Origin of the sequence: Granulicella sp. L56 (assembly GCF_009765835.1) — a bacterium.
Lineage (GTDB): Bacteria > Acidobacteriota > Terriglobia > Terriglobales > Acidobacteriaceae > Edaphobacter.
The window spans coordinates 1,426,909-1,444,130 of record NZ_LMUS01000006.1; the positions used below are offsets into that span (position 1 = coordinate 1,426,909).

Annotated in this window: 13 protein-coding genes; 5 read left to right on the plus strand and 8 right to left on the minus strand. The window is 54.2% G+C overall.

Annotated elements, in window-relative coordinates:
* Nucleotides 1-211: 211 nt before the first annotated feature.
* The gene (locus tag GSQ81_RS13815; RefSeq protein WP_158911283.1) at nucleotides 212-1,321 is read right to left on the minus strand and encodes a sialidase family protein; all 1,110 of its coding nucleotides are present in this window, start codon (nucleotides 1,319-1,321) and stop codon (nucleotides 212-214) included.
* A 114-nt stretch (nucleotides 1,322-1,435) separates the two neighbouring features.
* Nucleotides 1,436-2,539, minus strand: coding sequence for a tetratricopeptide repeat protein (locus GSQ81_RS13820; RefSeq protein ID WP_158911284.1), 1,104 nt, complete (start codon nucleotides 2,537-2,539; stop codon nucleotides 1,436-1,438).
* Nucleotides 2,540-2,842: 303 nt separating this feature from the next.
* On the opposite strand from GSQ81_RS13820, the gene GSQ81_RS13825 reads away from it, so the two are divergent.
* Both GSQ81_RS13825 and GSQ81_RS13830 read left to right on the plus strand, forming a co-directional pair.
* Nucleotides 2,843-4,738, plus strand: coding sequence for a CRTAC1 family protein (locus tag GSQ81_RS13825; protein WP_158911285.1), 1,896 nt, complete (start codon nucleotides 2,843-2,845; stop codon nucleotides 4,736-4,738).
* Between the two features lie 128 nt (nucleotides 4,739-4,866).
* The gene (locus tag GSQ81_RS13830) at nucleotides 4,867-5,340 is read left to right on the plus strand and encodes a hypothetical protein (protein ID WP_158911286.1); all 474 of its coding nucleotides are present in this window, start codon (nucleotides 4,867-4,869) and stop codon (nucleotides 5,338-5,340) included.
* Nucleotides 5,341-5,880: 540 nt separating this feature from the next.
* Here GSQ81_RS13830 and GSQ81_RS13835 read toward each other — a convergent pair.
* Both GSQ81_RS13835 and GSQ81_RS13840 read right to left on the minus strand, forming a co-directional pair.
* Complete coding sequence (locus GSQ81_RS13835; protein ID WP_158911287.1) at nucleotides 5,881-6,999, minus strand: P1 family peptidase; 1,119 nt, start codon at nucleotides 6,997-6,999, stop codon at nucleotides 5,881-5,883.
* Nucleotides 7,000-7,029: 30 nt separating this feature from the next.
* Nucleotides 7,030-7,335: a hypothetical protein gene (locus GSQ81_RS13840; RefSeq protein WP_158911288.1), complete on the minus strand. Its 306-nt coding sequence runs from the start codon at nucleotides 7,333-7,335 to the stop codon at nucleotides 7,030-7,032.
* A 246-nt stretch (nucleotides 7,336-7,581) separates the two neighbouring features.
* On the opposite strand from GSQ81_RS13840, the gene GSQ81_RS13845 reads away from it, so the two are divergent.
* The 3 genes from GSQ81_RS13845 to GSQ81_RS13855 all read left to right on the plus strand — a co-directional run bounded on the left by GSQ81_RS13845 (nucleotide 7,582) and on the right by GSQ81_RS13855 (nucleotide 10,613).
* A complete protein-coding gene (locus tag GSQ81_RS13845) occupies nucleotides 7,582-8,421 on the plus strand; it encodes a hypothetical protein (RefSeq protein WP_158911289.1) in 840 nt (279 codons plus the stop codon).
* Nucleotides 8,422-8,429: 8 nt separating this feature from the next.
* Complete coding sequence (locus GSQ81_RS13850; RefSeq protein WP_158911290.1) at nucleotides 8,430-10,046, plus strand: hypothetical protein; 1,617 nt, start codon at nucleotides 8,430-8,432, stop codon at nucleotides 10,044-10,046.
* A gap of 69 nt (nucleotides 10,047-10,115) precedes the next feature.
* Complete coding sequence (locus GSQ81_RS13855; protein ID WP_158911291.1) at nucleotides 10,116-10,613, plus strand: hypothetical protein; 498 nt, start codon at nucleotides 10,116-10,118, stop codon at nucleotides 10,611-10,613.
* Nucleotides 10,614-10,712: 99 nt separating this feature from the next.
* Here GSQ81_RS13855 and GSQ81_RS13860 read toward each other — a convergent pair whose 3' ends face one another.
* From GSQ81_RS13860 to GSQ81_RS13875, 4 genes are read right to left on the minus strand one after another with little or no spacing between them, the layout of a single operon-like run.
* Nucleotides 10,713-11,297 (minus strand): carboxymuconolactone decarboxylase family protein, encoded by a 585-nt coding sequence (locus tag GSQ81_RS13860; RefSeq protein WP_158911292.1) that lies wholly within the window; start codon nucleotides 11,295-11,297, stop codon nucleotides 10,713-10,715.
* A 20-nt stretch (nucleotides 11,298-11,317) separates the two neighbouring features.
* Nucleotides 11,318-12,586 carry an MFS transporter gene (locus GSQ81_RS13865; protein WP_254060187.1) on the minus strand — a complete coding sequence of 423 codons (1,269 nt, stop codon included), beginning with the start codon at nucleotides 12,584-12,586 and terminating at the stop codon, nucleotides 11,318-11,320.
* Nucleotides 12,579-13,610, minus strand: a complete 1,032-nt coding sequence (locus tag GSQ81_RS13870; RefSeq protein ID WP_158911293.1) for a 4Fe-4S dicluster domain-containing protein — start codon at nucleotides 13,608-13,610, stop codon at nucleotides 12,579-12,581. The genes GSQ81_RS13865 and GSQ81_RS13870 overlap by 8 nt, the downstream gene beginning before the upstream one ends.
* A 39-nt stretch (nucleotides 13,611-13,649) precedes the next feature.
* The gene (locus GSQ81_RS13875) at nucleotides 13,650-16,808 is read right to left on the minus strand and encodes a TonB-dependent receptor (RefSeq protein ID WP_158911294.1); all 3,159 of its coding nucleotides are present in this window, start codon (nucleotides 16,806-16,808) and stop codon (nucleotides 13,650-13,652) included.
* Nucleotides 16,809-17,222: the final 414 nt, after the last annotated feature.

The window sequence follows — 17,222 nt, forward strand, 5'->3', positions numbered from 1 at the left end:
ATGTGGAATGAATCTGACGTATAGTCGTCCGAGCTGATATTGGAGTCGAGAAGCTCAAAAAGTGACCGACGGCGGCCGCTTGATCAATGCACTTTTTGCCTCTGCGCACTATACTAAACGATAAAGTTATCGTATAAATCCACTAATACGAGACAATAGTAAGGGATCTCCATCTGTTCATACAGGAGAGCTAGCTCAATCGCTAGGTTTACTATTTGATTAGCTGCCTGGCATATCTGATTTCGTTATATCCATCACTTTGAGCGATCGGACCGATCTCGAAAAGTGTGTTCATATCCCGCAGAACTACCAAGCAGCGACTATACCCTTTTCCCAGAACAGCACCGACTTGCGTCCAACTCGAGCCTGAAACGGCATAGGACTTATTGGTGAATAGATTGTTCGAACTATTTGAAACGGATATCAACGTTCCATCGGCTCCCCCAGAAGGTATCCAAACAGTGTACGGAGTTCCTCCAGATCCAGGAATCTTCGTTCCCGCATTTGGCGCATCCCAAATCTCTGGATTCTGAGTAATCTTATAGCTTGTATATTGAGTGCCATCACAAACGCACTCCCAGGTCATGATATAGCTTCCGTTCCCCATCTTGGCCACTACCGGCATCCCAGGACGCTCCCTCGGCGCGATCGCCACATCCTTAATTGTTCTACCCCAGGTCACTCCGTCTGATGAACTCTGGTGAACTATCATCTGATTATGAAGGGGCTTACGCCGCTCATCTGAATAATAGACAATGAGCTTCCCGTTCGCTAGCAATGCGAACGGCTCCCACACTGGACTATGCTTGCTATCCGGAATTGCGTTGCTTCCATTGGCAATATGGCTGACGAATATCCATGTCGCGCCTTTATCGGTGCTTTTGTACATATCAATTTGAGTTTTGGAGAGATCGTGTGGAATCGAATTACCGAAGCACAAGATTGTTCCCGCAGGCATAAGACCTAAAGGTTGTGGCAACTCGTAAAGGAACGGCTGGAAACGCATTCCCCATCCGTTCCGAGTATCGATCACGTCGGAAATATGCGACCAGGTAGCTCCTCCATCGGAACTACGGTAAACCGGAAATACCGGAACGCCCCGGGTATACTGCTCGAATGTTGCAAGCATATAACCATTTTTAGAGCCCGCATGCTTGAGTTGAATAGCACGTGGATAGAGTGATCCTGGCTTAGGACTTGAACTGAGAGGACCGTACATGGTAGCAGGTCTATCTATCGCCGCCCAGACATGAATACTAGACGAAAATAGAAGAATTGCACTAAGCATACAAGATAAAATCTGGCAAAATTTGCGTTTCATAAATTCCTCTTTGCGGTGAATTGCGGATTGTCCACAAAGTGCGATCGTGTATCTTAAGCTTTCGATAGCGGAGCGTTCAATTTAGGAGTGCACCTGAAGTCAGTCCAGCAACTCCTACTGCTGACCATTGCCTTGTTTTCGCTGCTGCGAAACCCAGTAAAGAGCGTCCACCGTCTCCCTGTTATCTGGACTCAACGAAAGCGCTTTCTGCAACTCGGCCTTTCCGTCATCCAAATATCCCGCATGGCATTGGGCGAGTCCCAAATGTTGATGCAGACTTGCTTGCAATTCGCAGTGACCGCACATGGCAATTGCTTGTTTAAACAGAGCAATTGCTTCCGCCCAATCCTGCTTGAGCATAAGCGAATAAGCGTGATTGGCTGTTTCTGTAACTTGCTCCAATGCCTGAGACTTTTCCTGCAACGTCCTGAATTGCTCCATTAATCGTTTGGATTCCTCGGAATCACGAGTTCGAAGCGCTTGGCCCAAGTTGTAAACGGCCTCTACATACTCGGGATTAAGAGCGACCGCGCTGCGCCATGCTGATATAGCCTCGCCTTCACGCCCTTGGTTCTGCAGGCTCTTGCCAAGCAGAAAATAAGCGTGAAAGTTTTTGGGATCTAGGACAACGACTTTTTTCAATAAGAGCGATTCCTTCGCATCATGGTTGTATTTTGATTCAAAGGTCGCCCAGAAGAAAAATACTTCAGCATCTTTTGGCGCAAGCAAGGATGCCTCCTGAAACTCTGCGCGGGCGGCTGCCGGCCTGTCCGCATCGGCCAATATGCGTGCACGATTGAGATGTGCCGTCGCAGACTTCGGATCAATTTTGATAGCTTTGTCTATCTCGGATAGCGCATCCCTCGAATTAGAACTGTCTGCGAGGACAATCGCCAAATTCAGATGTGCATCTCCCGATTCCGGAGCCGCCAATACGGCCTTGCGCAATAGCAGGATCGCATCTTTCTCTTCTCCCAGACGGGCCTTTATCTTTCCCAGCAAAGTGAGTGTCTCTGCATTACCGGGAGCCAGCAAGACAGCTTTTTCCAGTGGAATCGCCGCTTCCGCAAGCCGCCCTTCTCTTGCCAGACCTTCGCCTTCGCGCTGCAGCGCTGCAACATCATCAAAGCGTTTTTGCGGACCTTGAGCCTGCCCAAAGTGACAGAGCAAGCTGGAGTAGCAAATCAAAGCCGTAAGAACTCTTTTGGAATAGTTCATAGATGGATTCCCGAGCTGCTAAACGTCAATAATGAGCTTCCTTCATGGTCTGCCACTAAACATCCATACTCTGCGCAAAAAGTAAGTGGTATGAACCGCATACGAACTGGCCGCCTTAACCACAGGAGAATCCCTCACCGTCTCAACCTCAATGACAATTTACGGAAGGCGGACTGGTGAAGCACAACGAACGCCACATCGCACTATATTATTAGTGAAAAATTACTGTCAATAGAAAATATTATTCGATTGCTGTAGCGTTAACTTGCCGGAATGGAGCAATATTGGAAAAACTCGAACGTCATGTTCGGCGGCAATAAAAGCAAACACGCTTGCATCACCGCATTGCTTCCAGGAGTAATTGCCTTGTTCAAATCAGTGTCCCCGATCGCCCTAATTTTAGGTTTATTGATAGCGTTTCCTCTGGAGGGTCAGTCTCCCACATCTCCAGCGCCCATACCAACTGGAGGCGCGAGTACAGGCGGAATCTTTCCCGCTGTTCATGATGCGAAGCATCAGCCTATTACGGCTGGCGGCTTCGTATCCTCGGGCCCTAGAATTTTTGAGGATGTAACGCAACATTCCGGTTTAGGTTCGTGGATTCAAAGAATGGGGAATCCAGATAAGCGCTACATCATAGAGACGGACGGTTCCGGGGTTGGCTTGCTTGATTACGACAACGATGGTTGGCTCGATATCTATTTGGTAAACGGATCAACCTACGAGGCGTTAGCAGGAAAAGCTAATCCACCGCATGCTGCGCTGTTTCACAACAACCACGACGGCACATTTACCAATGTGGCAGGCCACGCAGGAGTTGAGAATGACCGGTGGGGCTTCGGCGTGGCCATCGGAGACTACGATAATGATGGCTGGCCAGATATTTATGTCACAAACTTCGGTGAAAATCGCCTCTATCACAACAACCATAATGGTACGTTTACGGATGTAGCCGTCACCGCCCGCGTGGCCTTGTCTAATTGGTCTACAGGAGCAACATTTGGCGATTACGACGGCGATGGCAGGCTCGATCTTTTTGTGCCCGGCTATGTTCATTACGACGTGGCGAATCCACCCCAGTCTGGAACGGACGCGGCATCGTTTCATTATTGCCAATTTCGCGGTACAGATGTCTCCTGCGGGCCGCGTGGCTTAAAAGGTGAACAGGACCATCTCTTTCACAATAATGGGGACGGCACCTTTACGGATGTCAGCAAAAAAGCTGGAGTAGGGGACGCTCGGGGCAACTATGGATTTACTGCTCTTTTTGCCGACCTCAATGGGGATGGCAAAGTAGATCTTTTCGTAGCCAACGACTCCACGTCCAATTATTTTTATGCCAATCAGGGGAACGGAACATTCGCAGATGAAAGTTATTCTTCTGGATTGGCTGTCAATGGAGATGGGCGAGAGGTGGCTGCCATGGGACTGGCCGTTGGGGACTACCTCAATACGGGAAGGCTCGATGTAGCAATCACCGATTTTTCCGATGACTACGATGTCCTCTTTCGCAACGACGGAAGCGGGATGTTTACAGACGCCAGCGCTGCTGCAGGGCTAGTCGAGGCTACAACCCCATTTCTGGGCTGGGGAATTGGTTTCTTAGACTACGACAACGATGGATGGAAAGATCTTTTCATGACCAACGGCCATGTATACCCAATCGTCGACCGGAACGACTGGGGCACAAGCTATGCAGAAAGGCCGCTTTTACTGCACAATCTGCACGGCCACGGCTTTGAAGAAGTTCCTCCTGTTACGAATACGGGGCTGGCTATCGTCACATCCGGACGCGGCGCTGCATTCGGGGATCTGTTCAACGACGGGAAAATTGACGTAGTTATTAATAACCTTGATCACGCACCGACGCTTCTCCGCAATGTCTCAAGCGACCGTCACTGTTGGGTTGAACTAAAACTCATCGGTGGTCCACGAAGTCCTAGGGACGCTATTGGAACCTCTGTTTATTTGACTGCAAATGGCATACGACAACGCGGGGATGTGTTGAGTGGTGGCAGCTTCATGTCCTCCAATGATCAGCGAATCCATTTCGGACTTGGAAATGCACAGCAGATTAGTTCCGTCGAAATCCATTGGACAAGTGGACTTACAGAACATGTGATACTTCCGGGCATCAATCGGATATTCAGGATCGAGGAAGGAAAAGGGATCGTAACGCAGTTCCCCAGGTCGGAATAGCGCCAATCAACTCGAAGCCCCGAATCAGAACGCATGGGGTTGGGTTACATGAGGTAGTGATGCTCTCGGCCGACTCCTGCAGTTTGGTTTCATCGAAACTGCGCCAGGGGTTGCTGGTTGACTCGTAGATGGTCGATGGCGAGATATTAAATGCGCTGCTGTTCTACATAGTGCCTCCATGGGGCGGGTGGGGATGTGCGGGTCGGCTACATTGCCTTGCGAGGATCGAGGCCATCCTGGATCTGGATCCTACGACTCTCATCATCGTCGATGAAGCCGAACGACTGACAATAAACAGCATGGAACAACTCCCTTCCATCTTTGATAGAGCGGCCTCGGCATGGTGCTTATCGGCGTGCCGGGAATTAAAAAGCGTGTCGCTCGGTACCCGCAATTCTTCTCTCGCATCGGCCATAGCCAGCGATATTGAAATTTTCAATGGAAACGGGGAGGGGGAGTGCATCAGTAATGGTGGCCAGAGAAAGCTTCGAACCGTCGCTAAAATGGGGAGGCGGCTCGCAGTGATTATTTTGTACCAATTTTGTACCGCCGAGCCGGGAGAGGTGGCATTTTCGGAATTCTTGTCATTGTATTTTCTGTAACTTACAGAACTAAAACACCCGTGGAAAGAACGATCCCGTCTCTGGCCACCACATTTTCAACAACTTACAAAACCGTCAGTCCGCGTTTTCATTCCAATTGGCACGGAGGGATTCGCCTATTTGCAGGCGCGGACTGACGCTTTGCAATTGTGCACACCTGAAGTCGTGCATTACCACTTACGTGCTGGCGACTGGCCGCGTAGGCGCTTTTAACCTGACACGAAAGCATCGGAAGGAATGTGATCGCCAGTATCGGGGAGATCGTGGTCGCTATTGGCTAGCCGGCATCATGGCTCTGATTTGCTGCGTACCAGCTTCTGCGTTATTTGTCATGGTCACACGCTCTCTTGAAGAGCCCTTAGCCTGTCGGAGTACTTGCGCTTGAGGATTTTACTTGAGTAACCCAGGCTGGCTGTGGACCAGCATGAACCGAGTGACTCATGTGTCATTTCATCCCAACAGGGCAGGGACGAAAATCTAATACGAGCCGGGACCGTAACGGCCTTGTAAATAGCGGCCGGCGCCATTCGCAAATTGATTTCAGCCCGCTTTCTGTCGGAGATCGCGATAGCTGGGAAACCCAGGGATTCCCGTCGCCTGTGTGGCTGCTCGCACGATTGCTGTAGCTAGTACTTCGGCGGCAATAGCTCCTATTGCACTGTGGTTTACATGCACTGAGCTTTTGCCGGTTGCTGCGGCAAACAACGTGTCGCCATCCCAGAGCGTATGCACCGGGTTGATGGCACGCGCCATCCCATCATGTGCCATCTGCGCGACTTTAGTTATCTGCACCCGATCCAGTTTTGCGTTCGTGGCTACGATGCCAATCGTCGTGTTCGTGTGTGACTCGGCAGGCAATTCGAGCCCATAGCCCTGTTTGAGCTTCTCAATCGTATTGAGAAATCCTCCGTTCTTTAGATCTCTTGCTCCCGCGATGATCTTTGCAATCGAGGGATCGTAGACATCGCCGACCGCGTTCACAGCAACGATAGCCCCGACGTAGACGTCCGTGTTCCCCACGCGAAGGCTGGCTGTTCCCAGCCCAGTTTTCATGGCGGCCTGATTGCCGAAGAGTTTGCCTACCGTCGCTCCAGCGCCGGCGCCAACATTTCCCTCCGCAACCGGACCGGTTGTGGCTGAAATCGCAGCCTGATAGCCGGCTTCGGCATCAGGGCGTATTTTGTTGTCGCCTATCTCAAGATCGAAAATGATAGCCCCTGCGACCTGCGGCACAACCGCGCCTTGCAGATGCACGCCGTGCCCCTGTGCTTCCAGATAGCGAGTTACGCCTGTGCCCACGTCAAGACCAAAGCCACTACCGCCGGAGAGGAAGAGAGCCTGCGTTTCGCCTGTCGGATGGATCGGCGTCAGCGATTCGGTACCACGGGTCCCTGCCGCTCCACCGCGCACATCGAACCCTGCAACCGAACCCGGGTCGAGGATCAGTACGGTGCAACCGGCAGGACGGAGTTTTTCCGTGTAATGGCCGACTCGAATACCCTGCACGTCGGTGACGCTGCCCGCGCTCTGGTTGGTCAGCAGGCTTTGATCTGTCCGAGCCGCGACGGCCTCTTGGGGAAATATTCCTGTGGAGGTAAGCCCCGCGCTCGCGGCGCCGGTCACCAGCAATGAAGCAAATTCTCTACGATTCAATGTCATTCCCTTTCATTGCTGTAATCGAATCTCTCTTTATTCATTGGCCGTGAGCGCGACCACATGGATCGGCAGGTCCCAGTGGACCAACGTCAACTCCCATCGCTGCTGCTCGTCCGCCTTGAACTGTTTCTGGTTGGGGAAGAGCTGCTTCGCTATCACCTCTTCGGACCGTCCCTCCGGAGCGACTGGCCCCTTGTACTCGATAATGACGCGATAGTCCCACCGCGCATCCTCACTGGTGTGTAGGCTGGGCGCATAGATGGCGTAGTCCTTCACATAACCGAGCTGCTTCTGTTTATCCAGAATGGCGACCTGGTATTCCGGAAGATGTCCAGCCATTCTTCCTGGTGGCCCCACTTCACCCGGTAGACCCATTCGACGATGTAGGGCTTATCCGAAACGCTAGTTGTTGACGCTGCTGATTGGGCAGCAACAAATTGAAAAGGACAGGTCAGAAGGAGCAGCAGGGTCAACCCAGCAATGCTCTTGCGCCTGGATGTCATAGAGGACTCCTCGGTTCCGTGTCGACGCGGCGAGTTCTTATCGCGTTGGTAACGTCAGAAAGAGAGCCAGATTGAATTCTGAATGGATCTTCGGTTCGATCCATTAAATCTGCCCGCTTCGCATTGCGCTGAGCGGGCATTTGTCGAACAAGGATTCTTCAGTCAGTCACAGAATCCGAAACTGAATCTGAGCGACGCCCAGCGAACCACGACCCGCTCCTCTACCGAGATTGCGTATCTGCCAAACCAGACGCGCAACCCGCAAGGGCTCGTCTTCCTGGAGCCGGCGGTCACACCGATGTATAGCCCTCGTGGACAAAATGCCAGCCTTGTTGCTATCTCCGGCGCGCAGACCGGGCAGATCGCAGCATACGGCGGCGGAGGACGCGCCACTGCTTACTCACTTGACTACACCGACACCAACGACTGGGAGTTTGGCGGATTTGCCCTGGGCACACAGCCATCGATCGATATGATCGCTGAGTTCAAAGTGCTAACAGGCGTCTTCCCCGCGGAATTCGGGCTCGAATCATCGAACGTCGTCGCCATTACAAAGAGTGGGACGAACACCCTGCATGGGGAACTCTACGACTTTGTCGAGAACGACGCCCTCGATGCACGCGACTACTCGATACCACGGGCAAGGCAACACCCCTCAAGCAAAACATCTATGGTTTCAATCTGGGTGGTCCGGTATGGCGCAATCACACGTTTCTCTTCGGCGGTTACGAAAAGACAACGACACGCGGTGCAGGCACCATCGTTCCTCTCCTCCTTCCGAACACGAATGCGCTGGCACTGGCACTGGCACTGGCACTGGCACTGGCACTGGCACTGGCAACAGATCCCATCTCGAAGCAACTACTGCAGACACTTCTGCCCTCGATTCCTCAGCCGTCCGCATCCAATCCGACCGCTCTGACCACTACCGTGAACCAGCTCTACACGGGGCCGGGCGATAGCTACCTCTACCTGATCCGGGGAGATCACCATTTCTCCAACGCTCACTCCCTTGGAGTCCGGTATCTCTACAGCAAAGGCAGCACGGTTCTTCCTTATCCGACCTTCGGCGCTCCGGTCGGCAATGGGGCGTTTCTTTCAACAGGCACGCACAGCGTGAATATCTCCGACACCTATATCTTCAGCAACAACAAGATCAATGAACTCCGGCTCGCCTATGGACGATCGATTGGCGAACTGCCCCCGCAACAGAATCCAGCAACGCCGCGCTTCAACGTCACAGGAGCCATCAATCTCGGCGATTACCAGGCATTCCCGCAGGGACGCATCTTCAACGTCTATCAGATCAACGAGGCTTTCAGTTGGATTCATGGCAGGCATTCGATCAAGTTCGGCGCCGATGTCCGCTATGTGCAGGATCAGTCGTCGAACGTCTCGAGCGGCCGCGGCATTTATACCTTTCCCAGTCTTCCGAGTTTCCTTAATGGGACGTTCTCTCTGTATTCGCAAACATTTGGTGCGACGACGCGCAATTACCGCGTCTGGATTCCAGGCTTCTTCGTGCAGGACGAGTGGAAGGCCCTTCCGACTCTGACCATCAGTGCCGGACTCCGCTATGAACCACAAGGTTCCTTGACGGAAGCGCGCGGCCTGCTGTCCTTGCTTGATCCATCCCTGCAAGGCGTCTCAATTGGTGAGGCGGGCATTGGCCCGCTGGGGGCATTTCGCCACGGGAATACCGGCATCAAGGCAAACTATGCGAACCTTGAGCCACGGCTGGCATTTTCCTGGAATCCCGGCGCCGGGCGCGCAGTCATTCGCGGCGGATACGGTCTGATCTTCGACGATTTCAATTTCGCGTTGCTGTCGAACATCCGTGTGGGACCGCCTTTGAATTACTCGGTACAGCTTCCCGGACCGTCGGGCAGCAATAGCTTCGACGCGCTTGTAGCTGGAACCGCTCCGATCCAGACTGCCACTCAGCAACAGATCGGAACCTTCGGCGCACTCAAAAACTTCGGGGCCATCACTACCGTGCCGAAGAGCCTTGCGAATCCATATACCCAGAACTTTACTCTGGGGGTGCAATACCAGATCACTCCAAAGACGGTTGCCAGCGCGGATTACCTGGGAAGCGTTACCCGGAAGCTCACAGATCTCTCCTCGCTCAATAGCGTACTGGCGGCCAACCGCCCGGCTCCAGCTACGAGCGTGGCGGATGAGGCAAACAGGCTGAGCCAGTTCCAGGCAGCAGTGGCGGCCGAAAACGGCGCAGGCAACAACCGTATCGATCCCCGTTTTAATCAGACAGATCAGTATCAGGCTGCCGGCAGCTCCAACTACAACGCTCTCGCAGTGCAGCTCAAGCAGCCTGTACTTTATGGACTGGAAGCGCAATTCGCTTATACCTGGTCCAAATCGCTCGACGATGACTCCGACTTTAACCTGGCGCAGGTTGGGCAGGACCTGAGCTACCCGCAAGGGCAGGGAGCGAACTTCCGCCGCCTGGAGTATGGCCCATCGGACTTTGACATCACGAACCGTATTGTCTTCACGACGGTCTGGCGCCTGCCCTTCTTCGTCTGACAACGTGGCTTCACGGGTCATCTGCTCGGCGGCTGGAATTTCACCACCATCGAGCAGTGGCAGAGCGGCGTGCCAGCCAACATTCAAAACGGCACGTGCCTCGGCATTACGGATGTGAACATCGACGGCAACACAGCGAACGGACAGGACAACACGCGCGCCAGCCTCAGGCCGGGAGGCGTGAACTTCAAGCTGAGCAAAGCCCACACCATTCTGAACTCAGGTACAACGGCAACGACGAATCCAATTCTGAATACGCAGAACCTGAAATATGTGCCGACGCTGCTCGGCAACACGGGCACGCTCGGCAGAGACATCTTCCGCATGCCCTCGATTGCGAATGCAGACTGGTCGCTCGCCAAGGATACGCATCTCTTTGAAGGCGGCTTTCTCGGCAGTGGACCATGGAACCTGGAATTGCGCGCCGATGCTTTCAATATCTTCAATATTCCGTTTGTAACCGCAACGGGGAGTAACTGGAACACTCTCTCAAGCGGAGCATTTGGTCTTGCCAATACAGCGGGGAGTACACGCAAGATACAAATTTTCGCAAAACTAACGTTCTGAAAAGAGAACTGGCTCCCATGGGCAGTCAGGCCATGGGAGCCACATTCTATCTACGTGCTGAAAAAATTGTGCGATATGCCTCGAAAGACTATCCCTCGGTTATGTCGTAATTGCCGGCTTGGGAGTTAGCGGGTTCGTGACATTTTGTAGATTGGCGGCAACGTATCCGTCTCGGGCAACCATCTTGCCACGCTGACGATAGAGTTCGGAGTCTTGCGGCTGTACGGTGGCGAGACCATCTACATAGCGGTTATACATACAGAAAGCCGCTGCGATGAGAACAGTGTCATGAATTTCAATGTCGGTGGCGCCTTCATTTCGAGCTCGCTGCACGTCATCGGACGTCACTTTTTTGCCGTCCTGCTGCACCTTACCGGCGATAACCAAAAGCGCTTTCAGCTTGGATGAAACTTTGGCCGAGTGAAAATCCTGCTTAATACAGTGGACGAGGTCTTCATCGCCATCGAGGTGGGCCGCTGCGATGGCCCCATGAATCGATTGGCAGTAGTGGCAATCGTTCTGTGCGGAGACATAAGTTGCAATGAGTTCGCGCTCGCCTGGTGTGAGCGAGTTGGGATGACGAAGCAGCACTTCGACAAGCTCATTGAGTGGTTTGGAAGTCTCGGGCCGGAAGGCCATGGGTCCGCGAATACCGGGCAGATCGGGAAGTGCGATGTGTGGCATAGTGTCCTCTTTTTGAAAAGTTAGAGTGTGGTTACGGAAGCACTGACCGGTATTTCCGTCACAAGTGCAGAGTTAGATTGATGTTGGGGATAAGGAGGAAGCGCAAGTTGCATTATGGCTGCAAGAAAGCACGGCAGCGCGAACAGAGCGAAGGTCATGGGCAGATAACGACCAGCCGTGTCGAAGCAATGTCCCATCAGCACGGGGCCGGTCGCGCCGCCGATGGCATACGCCGTCCATGTCAGACCATAGAGAGTCGAAAAGCGCGCCCGGCCAAAGTACTTCGCGATAAGGTAAGGCACAACATCCGCCTCGCTCCCACCGGCAAACCCAAGCAGAAACGCTCCTGTCAGTCCAACCGGCGCGATCGCCGCGTATGCCAGAACCACCACCCCGATGCCTGCGAGAACAAGACCCGCAAGCGAAACCAGCGGCGCGAAAATACGATCCAGCAGGTATCCCGTCGTCAGCCTGCCGGCAATGCTCGAAATGCCCAGCATTGAAAGCGCCAGCGCTGCGCTGCTCGCATTCACGCCGCGGCTGGTAAGCAATGCGGCAAGGTGAGCGATCGCAGCATTCGCGCTGAACGCAGCAAACATCACCGGAACCGCAATCAGCCAGAAGACGCGCGTGCGCAGAACAGCACCTACTCCGCCATGGAAGACGACAGGCTGTGCCGGTATTTCCGCAGCGGCGCGATTCCGCACCAGGAGTGCCGTCAGGGGAAACCCGAGCAGCGCCAGCGCTCCAAGCACAAGGTACGAGGCCCGCCAACCATGCATCGTCATTACATGCTGCGCAATTATGGGCAGAAAGATCGAGCCAGTCGCACTGCCGGTCAGCATTACCGCAATCGCCAGTCCGCGCCGCTCTTCAAACCATGTCAGCACAGCGCGCGAGTAGGCAAGCTGTGCTGTGCCGTTACCCACAATGCCCAACAGCAGATAGGTTGTATAGAACTGGATGATGTGGCCGCGCAGCAGTGCCAGCGAAGCGATACCGCACGCGAAGACGACAATGCTCGGCAGGATTACACGGCGCGGCGGCAGCTTGTCCAGCAGGGTTCCAATCGTTGGCGAGCACGCCGCCACCGTCAAAGCCGCAATCGCAAAACCACGCGAGATCGCCTCGATCTTCCATCCGAACGTGTTGTGCAGCGGCGTGATGAAAAGACTGAACGTGTACGGCACCACGGCCGCGAAGCTCACCATGACGCCAACAAACGCGGCGAACGTCACCTTCCATCCCTGATAGCCGAGCGAATTTTCAGAGGCATTTCTGTTAGTCACGGCTTTCACCTCGCTCCGTGACCGCTACGCCGTCGGTCTCCTCCAAACGCTTCGCCATCGTGGAAAGCAGCTTGGGGCGCACAGTCGGTCGCGTCCATGGGCATTCGGCAAAGCAGATGCCGCATGACGCCGCTTCAGCGAAGTAGGGTATGCATTTGTCGAAGTTGACGTACCATCGCTCGAGGCCACGTACCATCTGCTTTTGTTCGGATATGGCGCCCGGTGGACAAGCATTCGTGCAGATCTGGCAGGTCGCGCAGAACTGGTCTGCACCGAAACGCACCGGCGACGTAGCCTCTAGCGGCATATTCGTCGTGACTCCCGCCAGTCGTATCCCCGATCCGAACTGTGGGCTGATCAGCGAGCCATGCTTGCCAAGTTCGCCCAGACCAGAATCAACCGCCGGTGGAATCAGCAGCAACGCATCAGCCGAGGGGCCCGGATACGCCTTGGCCTTGTACCCCTGGGATCGAATCCAGTTCGCCAGCGCATACGATGCTCTCGTGCCGCGTGCATACTGAACTCCAATCTCCGTAACCCCAATACCATTCGTCTCGTCCGAAGGCACTTGGATCAGTTGTTCGTAGTTATGCGCAAGCACCAGCACGATCACCCACGGCTCTTCGATCGTGTACCCCTCGAACACATAGAGCGGCTTCATTGCTGCTATGCCAACAGCATCTACTTCGTGAGCCAACGCGAACGCAGTCATCTCCGCCGCAAGCTGTTGCGCAGACGCCTCGTTTCGCGTCTCGGTAATCGGGACCAGTTCAGGGTGGTTATAGGCAGCCATGAATGCCGGTGCCGAGCCTGGACATTTACGCGAGTTCTGCCGCGCAACAATCTGTAGATCCCCAAAAGGATGTTGCGTCGGGGGATGCCAGAAGAACGGCGATGCCCTCCGCGACACAACTTCGCCAAGTCCGTTGATCGTATTTCCCGATGTTTTCAGAAGGGAGAGGATCTCCGGCCGCGGGCTGTACGTGCCGCGCTTCGGACGTCTCGGGTTCGCTTGACCTGGCATAGTGAATCTCCACTTGGAATAGGGAACAGCAACGATGGACTAAAAACTCAGTCGAGCGGAAAGTTGAATCTGCCGCGCCGGTCCCGCAAATGTTGGCGACCCAAACGTGGGATTGAACGAGCTTGTGACGCCATCGCCATATCTCCTCGGAACCGGCCCGGCGAACTCTCCGGAGCCATACACCTGGTCAACGTCCTGCACGTTCACTCGATTAAGCAGGTTGAGGAACTCCGCGCTCGCATTCACCTTCACCTTTTCCGTCAAGTCGAAGTGCCGTTGTAGCCGAAGATCCGTGTCATAGTATGAAGCGCCGAGGTAGCTATTTCGACCAATATTTCCAACCCGGTCATTAAACGGAAACCCATCTCCGTTGATGTCCGAACCCGCAAGAATACTGTAGTACTGCGGGCTCTGCAGCGTGTTGAGGATGGAGAACTGAAACTTCCGTAGCGGCGCAACCCACTCTTCGGGAGACTCCGCCATAATCGTCAATACGAGCCGGTGCCGCATGTCGTTATCGCTGACCGCACGATCCAGTTGTGGCTGCAGATAATCCTGCGGCTCATCCTGTAGCTGATTCTCCGTCGCAATATCCATCGATTTCCCATACGTGTAATTCGCCAGAACGCTGTAATGATGATCCAACTCCTTGCGCAGGCTCACCGTCCCGGCGTTGTAGATAGACCAGCCCGAGGGCGAGGCATACAGCGCAAACCCAAATCCCGGATCAGCTGGCTGAAACTTCTGCCGACCATCCGAAAGAGTCCCGTTAGGCACGCCATTGATCGTGTTCGAGCTCAGCAGATGGATCGCATGCACGTAATGATAGCCAACCGTAAGAAACCAGTTGCCGCCCAGATCATTTTCAATCTCCAGGTTCGCCTGCTCGGAGTAGGCATTCGGAAAATCGCGCTTTACAAACCCGAGCGGAAACTGCTTGAGCGCCGAAGGACTGGGATAGATTCCGTTGTGTGAAAATTTTGAGAAGGCCGGTCCCGCTGCCCCAGGCCCGACCGAACCCACCATTCCTGCTGGTCCAAAACCCACAAGGTCATCGCTCGGATTCGCAAATGCTGGCAGCAGTGGCTGATTCATATCTGTGAATGCCGATGCGCCATGCCATCCATTCACCGTGCTGCTGTATTCGAAAGAGCCGACAAATAAGCCGAAACTTGAGCGCACAACACCCTTTCCATTCCGATACGAGTAGGCGGCGCCCACGCGCGGCTGTACATTGCCGAAGTTCGTCGGATTCATCTTGCCGAGAATTCGCAGGTCCTCCGCCGATGGAAGGAAATCAAGATCGTAGCGCAAACCAAATGACAGAGCGAGATTGGGCCGTGCTCTCCATTGGTCCTGCACATACAAGCCCCCCAACTTGTGCCAGAACTGTATCGCATCCGCAGCCTTACGCACCGCCGCGTCGGGCCCGGTATAGAAGCCTTGCGAGAAAGGCAGCGAACGTTGCGGAACCTGCTGCCCGAACTCGGACCTCGGCTGCTGAAAGATAAACTCGACAGCAGTGCCGGGCCCAAACGGACCAGCGTTGAATGGCGCCGCTCCGAAGAAACTCTGCGGGCTGAAAATGCCCACGCCTGGCGTAAAGTAAGGCGTCTGGGCAGAGAACCAGATCGGTTCAAACTCCGCGCCCACCTTGATCGAGTTCGATTCGTGAGTGTAGGTCAGCGCTTCTTTAGCTTGGAAGTGATTCTCACCGTAGTAGCTCACACCACCAAGAAAACCGCCGCTATACAACGTATCGGCAACATTGATCGCCGGCTCATACCCCGCGCCCACCGGATTCATCGTGAAGGTGCGACGGCCAAAGCTCAACGAACTCTCGGAGGTCCACTGCCTGCTTAGGATGTGGAACAGATTGCCGTAAACTGTTTGGTCGTGAATGCGATTGTCGCGATAGCTCGACGGCAACCCCTGGCCCGGAGAAGCGGCTGGCGTATTACCGTTCCGCGCGTCGGTAAACAGATAGCCGACAGCAAACGTGCTGTGATCGTTCAGTACATCCGTAACTTTTCCAAATGCATTGTTATAGTCGCCTATTTGCAGAATCGATCCCAGATTCTCCGGCGCCAGCCCCAGGCGTGTCTTGATCTCATTGATGCTGGGAGTGCCCGGGCCAAGGCAGCCCTCTGTATCAATACACTTCAAAATAAAGTGAGAGTACAGTGGCGATTGCGCCCGACGCTGACCCTCATAGCCCGCAAAGTAGAAAATCTTATCCTTCCGCACTGGCCCACCCAGCGTCGCTCCAAACTGGTTGAAGCGTAGCGTGTTGAAGCCGGGAGCAGACAGCAAGTTATTCGCATCCAGTTGATTGTTGCGGAAGTAGTTATAGAGCGAGCCGTGCAGATCGTTTGTTCCCGACTTCGTAATCGTGTTCACTGAGCCGCCCAGATTCAGTCCATCCGACGCATCCGGGCCGTTGACTACGCGAAACTCCTGCACCCAATCGAGCGACGGGCTCGACCGCTGTACTCCTGACACGCTCGTCGTGTAGTCGATACCATCCATCCCATAGAAGACGCTGTGCGTCTCCCGCAATCCTCCAAAACTCACCTCCAGCACCGTCTCCTGGAACGCCGATTGCGCGCCGGTACTGAAGTTGCGACCAATCGTTGCCGTCGGTGTAAGCAATACGAAATCAATGAAGTCCCGATCCGAGATTGGCAGATCAGCGATCTCATGCGGATTGATAACCTGGCTGCTCTGCGTTCGTTCGCCATCGACTCCCTGTACCGTGTCGCGCACCTCCACCTGCTCCGTCGCCTCTCGAATACGCAGCGCAACACGCAGCGACGCTATCTCTCCCAGCGTCAGCGTAAGTGGTGCGCGATAGGAGCCGAATGACGGCGCATCCACCGTCAACGTATACGGTCCCGCCGCCAGCCCCGGTATCTCCACTAATCCGAGCCTGTCCGAGAGCACTGTTCGCAGCACCCCCGTATCGGTGTTACGAAGTGATACCTCTGCCTGGCTCACAACGCTTTCCGAAGGATCCAAGACTGTAACGTGCAATGTGGCAAACTGCTGCGCCATCAGCGGCGAGGCGGCTGCAAGAATCAGCACGCCGATACCGGAGAATAAGGAAGCGCTTGGAATCGCCCCGCGCAGCAGGGCAGAAAGCACGTACGCAATGCCCAGTAGGTGCTTGTATGTATTTCGAACACACGCTGACGCCATTCAGACTTACCTCAGACAGAAAATGGGAACCAAGTTGGGAGAGAAAGCTGTGCACGTGGATTATGAGATCTGAATAGTGGAAGCGGAACCTCCAAAGGGATGAATTATGGCTAGCGCTTTAGATTGAAAGATGACTTTCGTAATCGAGTTAACATCACAACTCACAGCCACGCGCGAATTTGTCTCGCAAAAAATGGACAGATATAACTCCAGCCGCAACGCAATCGCGCGCTTGAGCCGGGTGACACTGTAGGATGCTCTGGCCGAGATGATAGCGACAATGGCCCGTCTTGACTCGCTGCCAATGCGCTCGCTAAGCGAGTTGGCCTGTTAGCGTAAACCGAGAATCATGCGCAGGCGAATCGGCGGACACTGGCCGACTCTCGGATACGGATCGACGCGCCTTGATCATGA

Coding starts and splice junctions, on each gene's coding strand:
- GSQ81_RS13815 (WP_158911283.1), bottom strand. CDS start 1,321: ATGAAACGCAAATTTTGCCAGATTTTATCTTGTATGCTTAGTGCAATT.
- GSQ81_RS13820 (WP_158911284.1), bottom strand. CDS start 2,539: ATGAACTATTCCAAAAGAGTTCTTACGGCTTTGATTTGCTACTCCAGC.
- GSQ81_RS13825 (WP_158911285.1), top strand. CDS start 2,843: ATGTTCGGCGGCAATAAAAGCAAACACGCTTGCATCACCGCATTGCTT.
- GSQ81_RS13830 (WP_158911286.1), top strand. CDS start 4,867: ATGGTCGATGGCGAGATATTAAATGCGCTGCTGTTCTACATAGTGCCT.
- GSQ81_RS13835 (WP_158911287.1), bottom strand. CDS start 6,999: ATGACATTGAATCGTAGAGAATTTGCTTCATTGCTGGTGACCGGCGCC.
- GSQ81_RS13840 (WP_158911288.1), bottom strand. CDS start 7,335: ATGGCTGGACATCTTCCGGAATACCAGGTCGCCATTCTGGATAAACAG.
- GSQ81_RS13845 (WP_158911289.1), top strand. CDS start 7,582: ATGGATCTTCGGTTCGATCCATTAAATCTGCCCGCTTCGCATTGCGCT.
- GSQ81_RS13860 (WP_158911292.1), bottom strand. CDS start 11,297: ATGCCACACATCGCACTTCCCGATCTGCCCGGTATTCGCGGACCCATG.
- GSQ81_RS13870 (WP_158911293.1), bottom strand. CDS start 13,610: ATGCCAGGTCAAGCGAACCCGAGACGTCCGAAGCGCGGCACGTACAGC.
- GSQ81_RS13875 (WP_158911294.1), bottom strand. CDS start 16,808: ATGGCGTCAGCGTGTGTTCGAAATACATACAAGCACCTACTGGGCATT.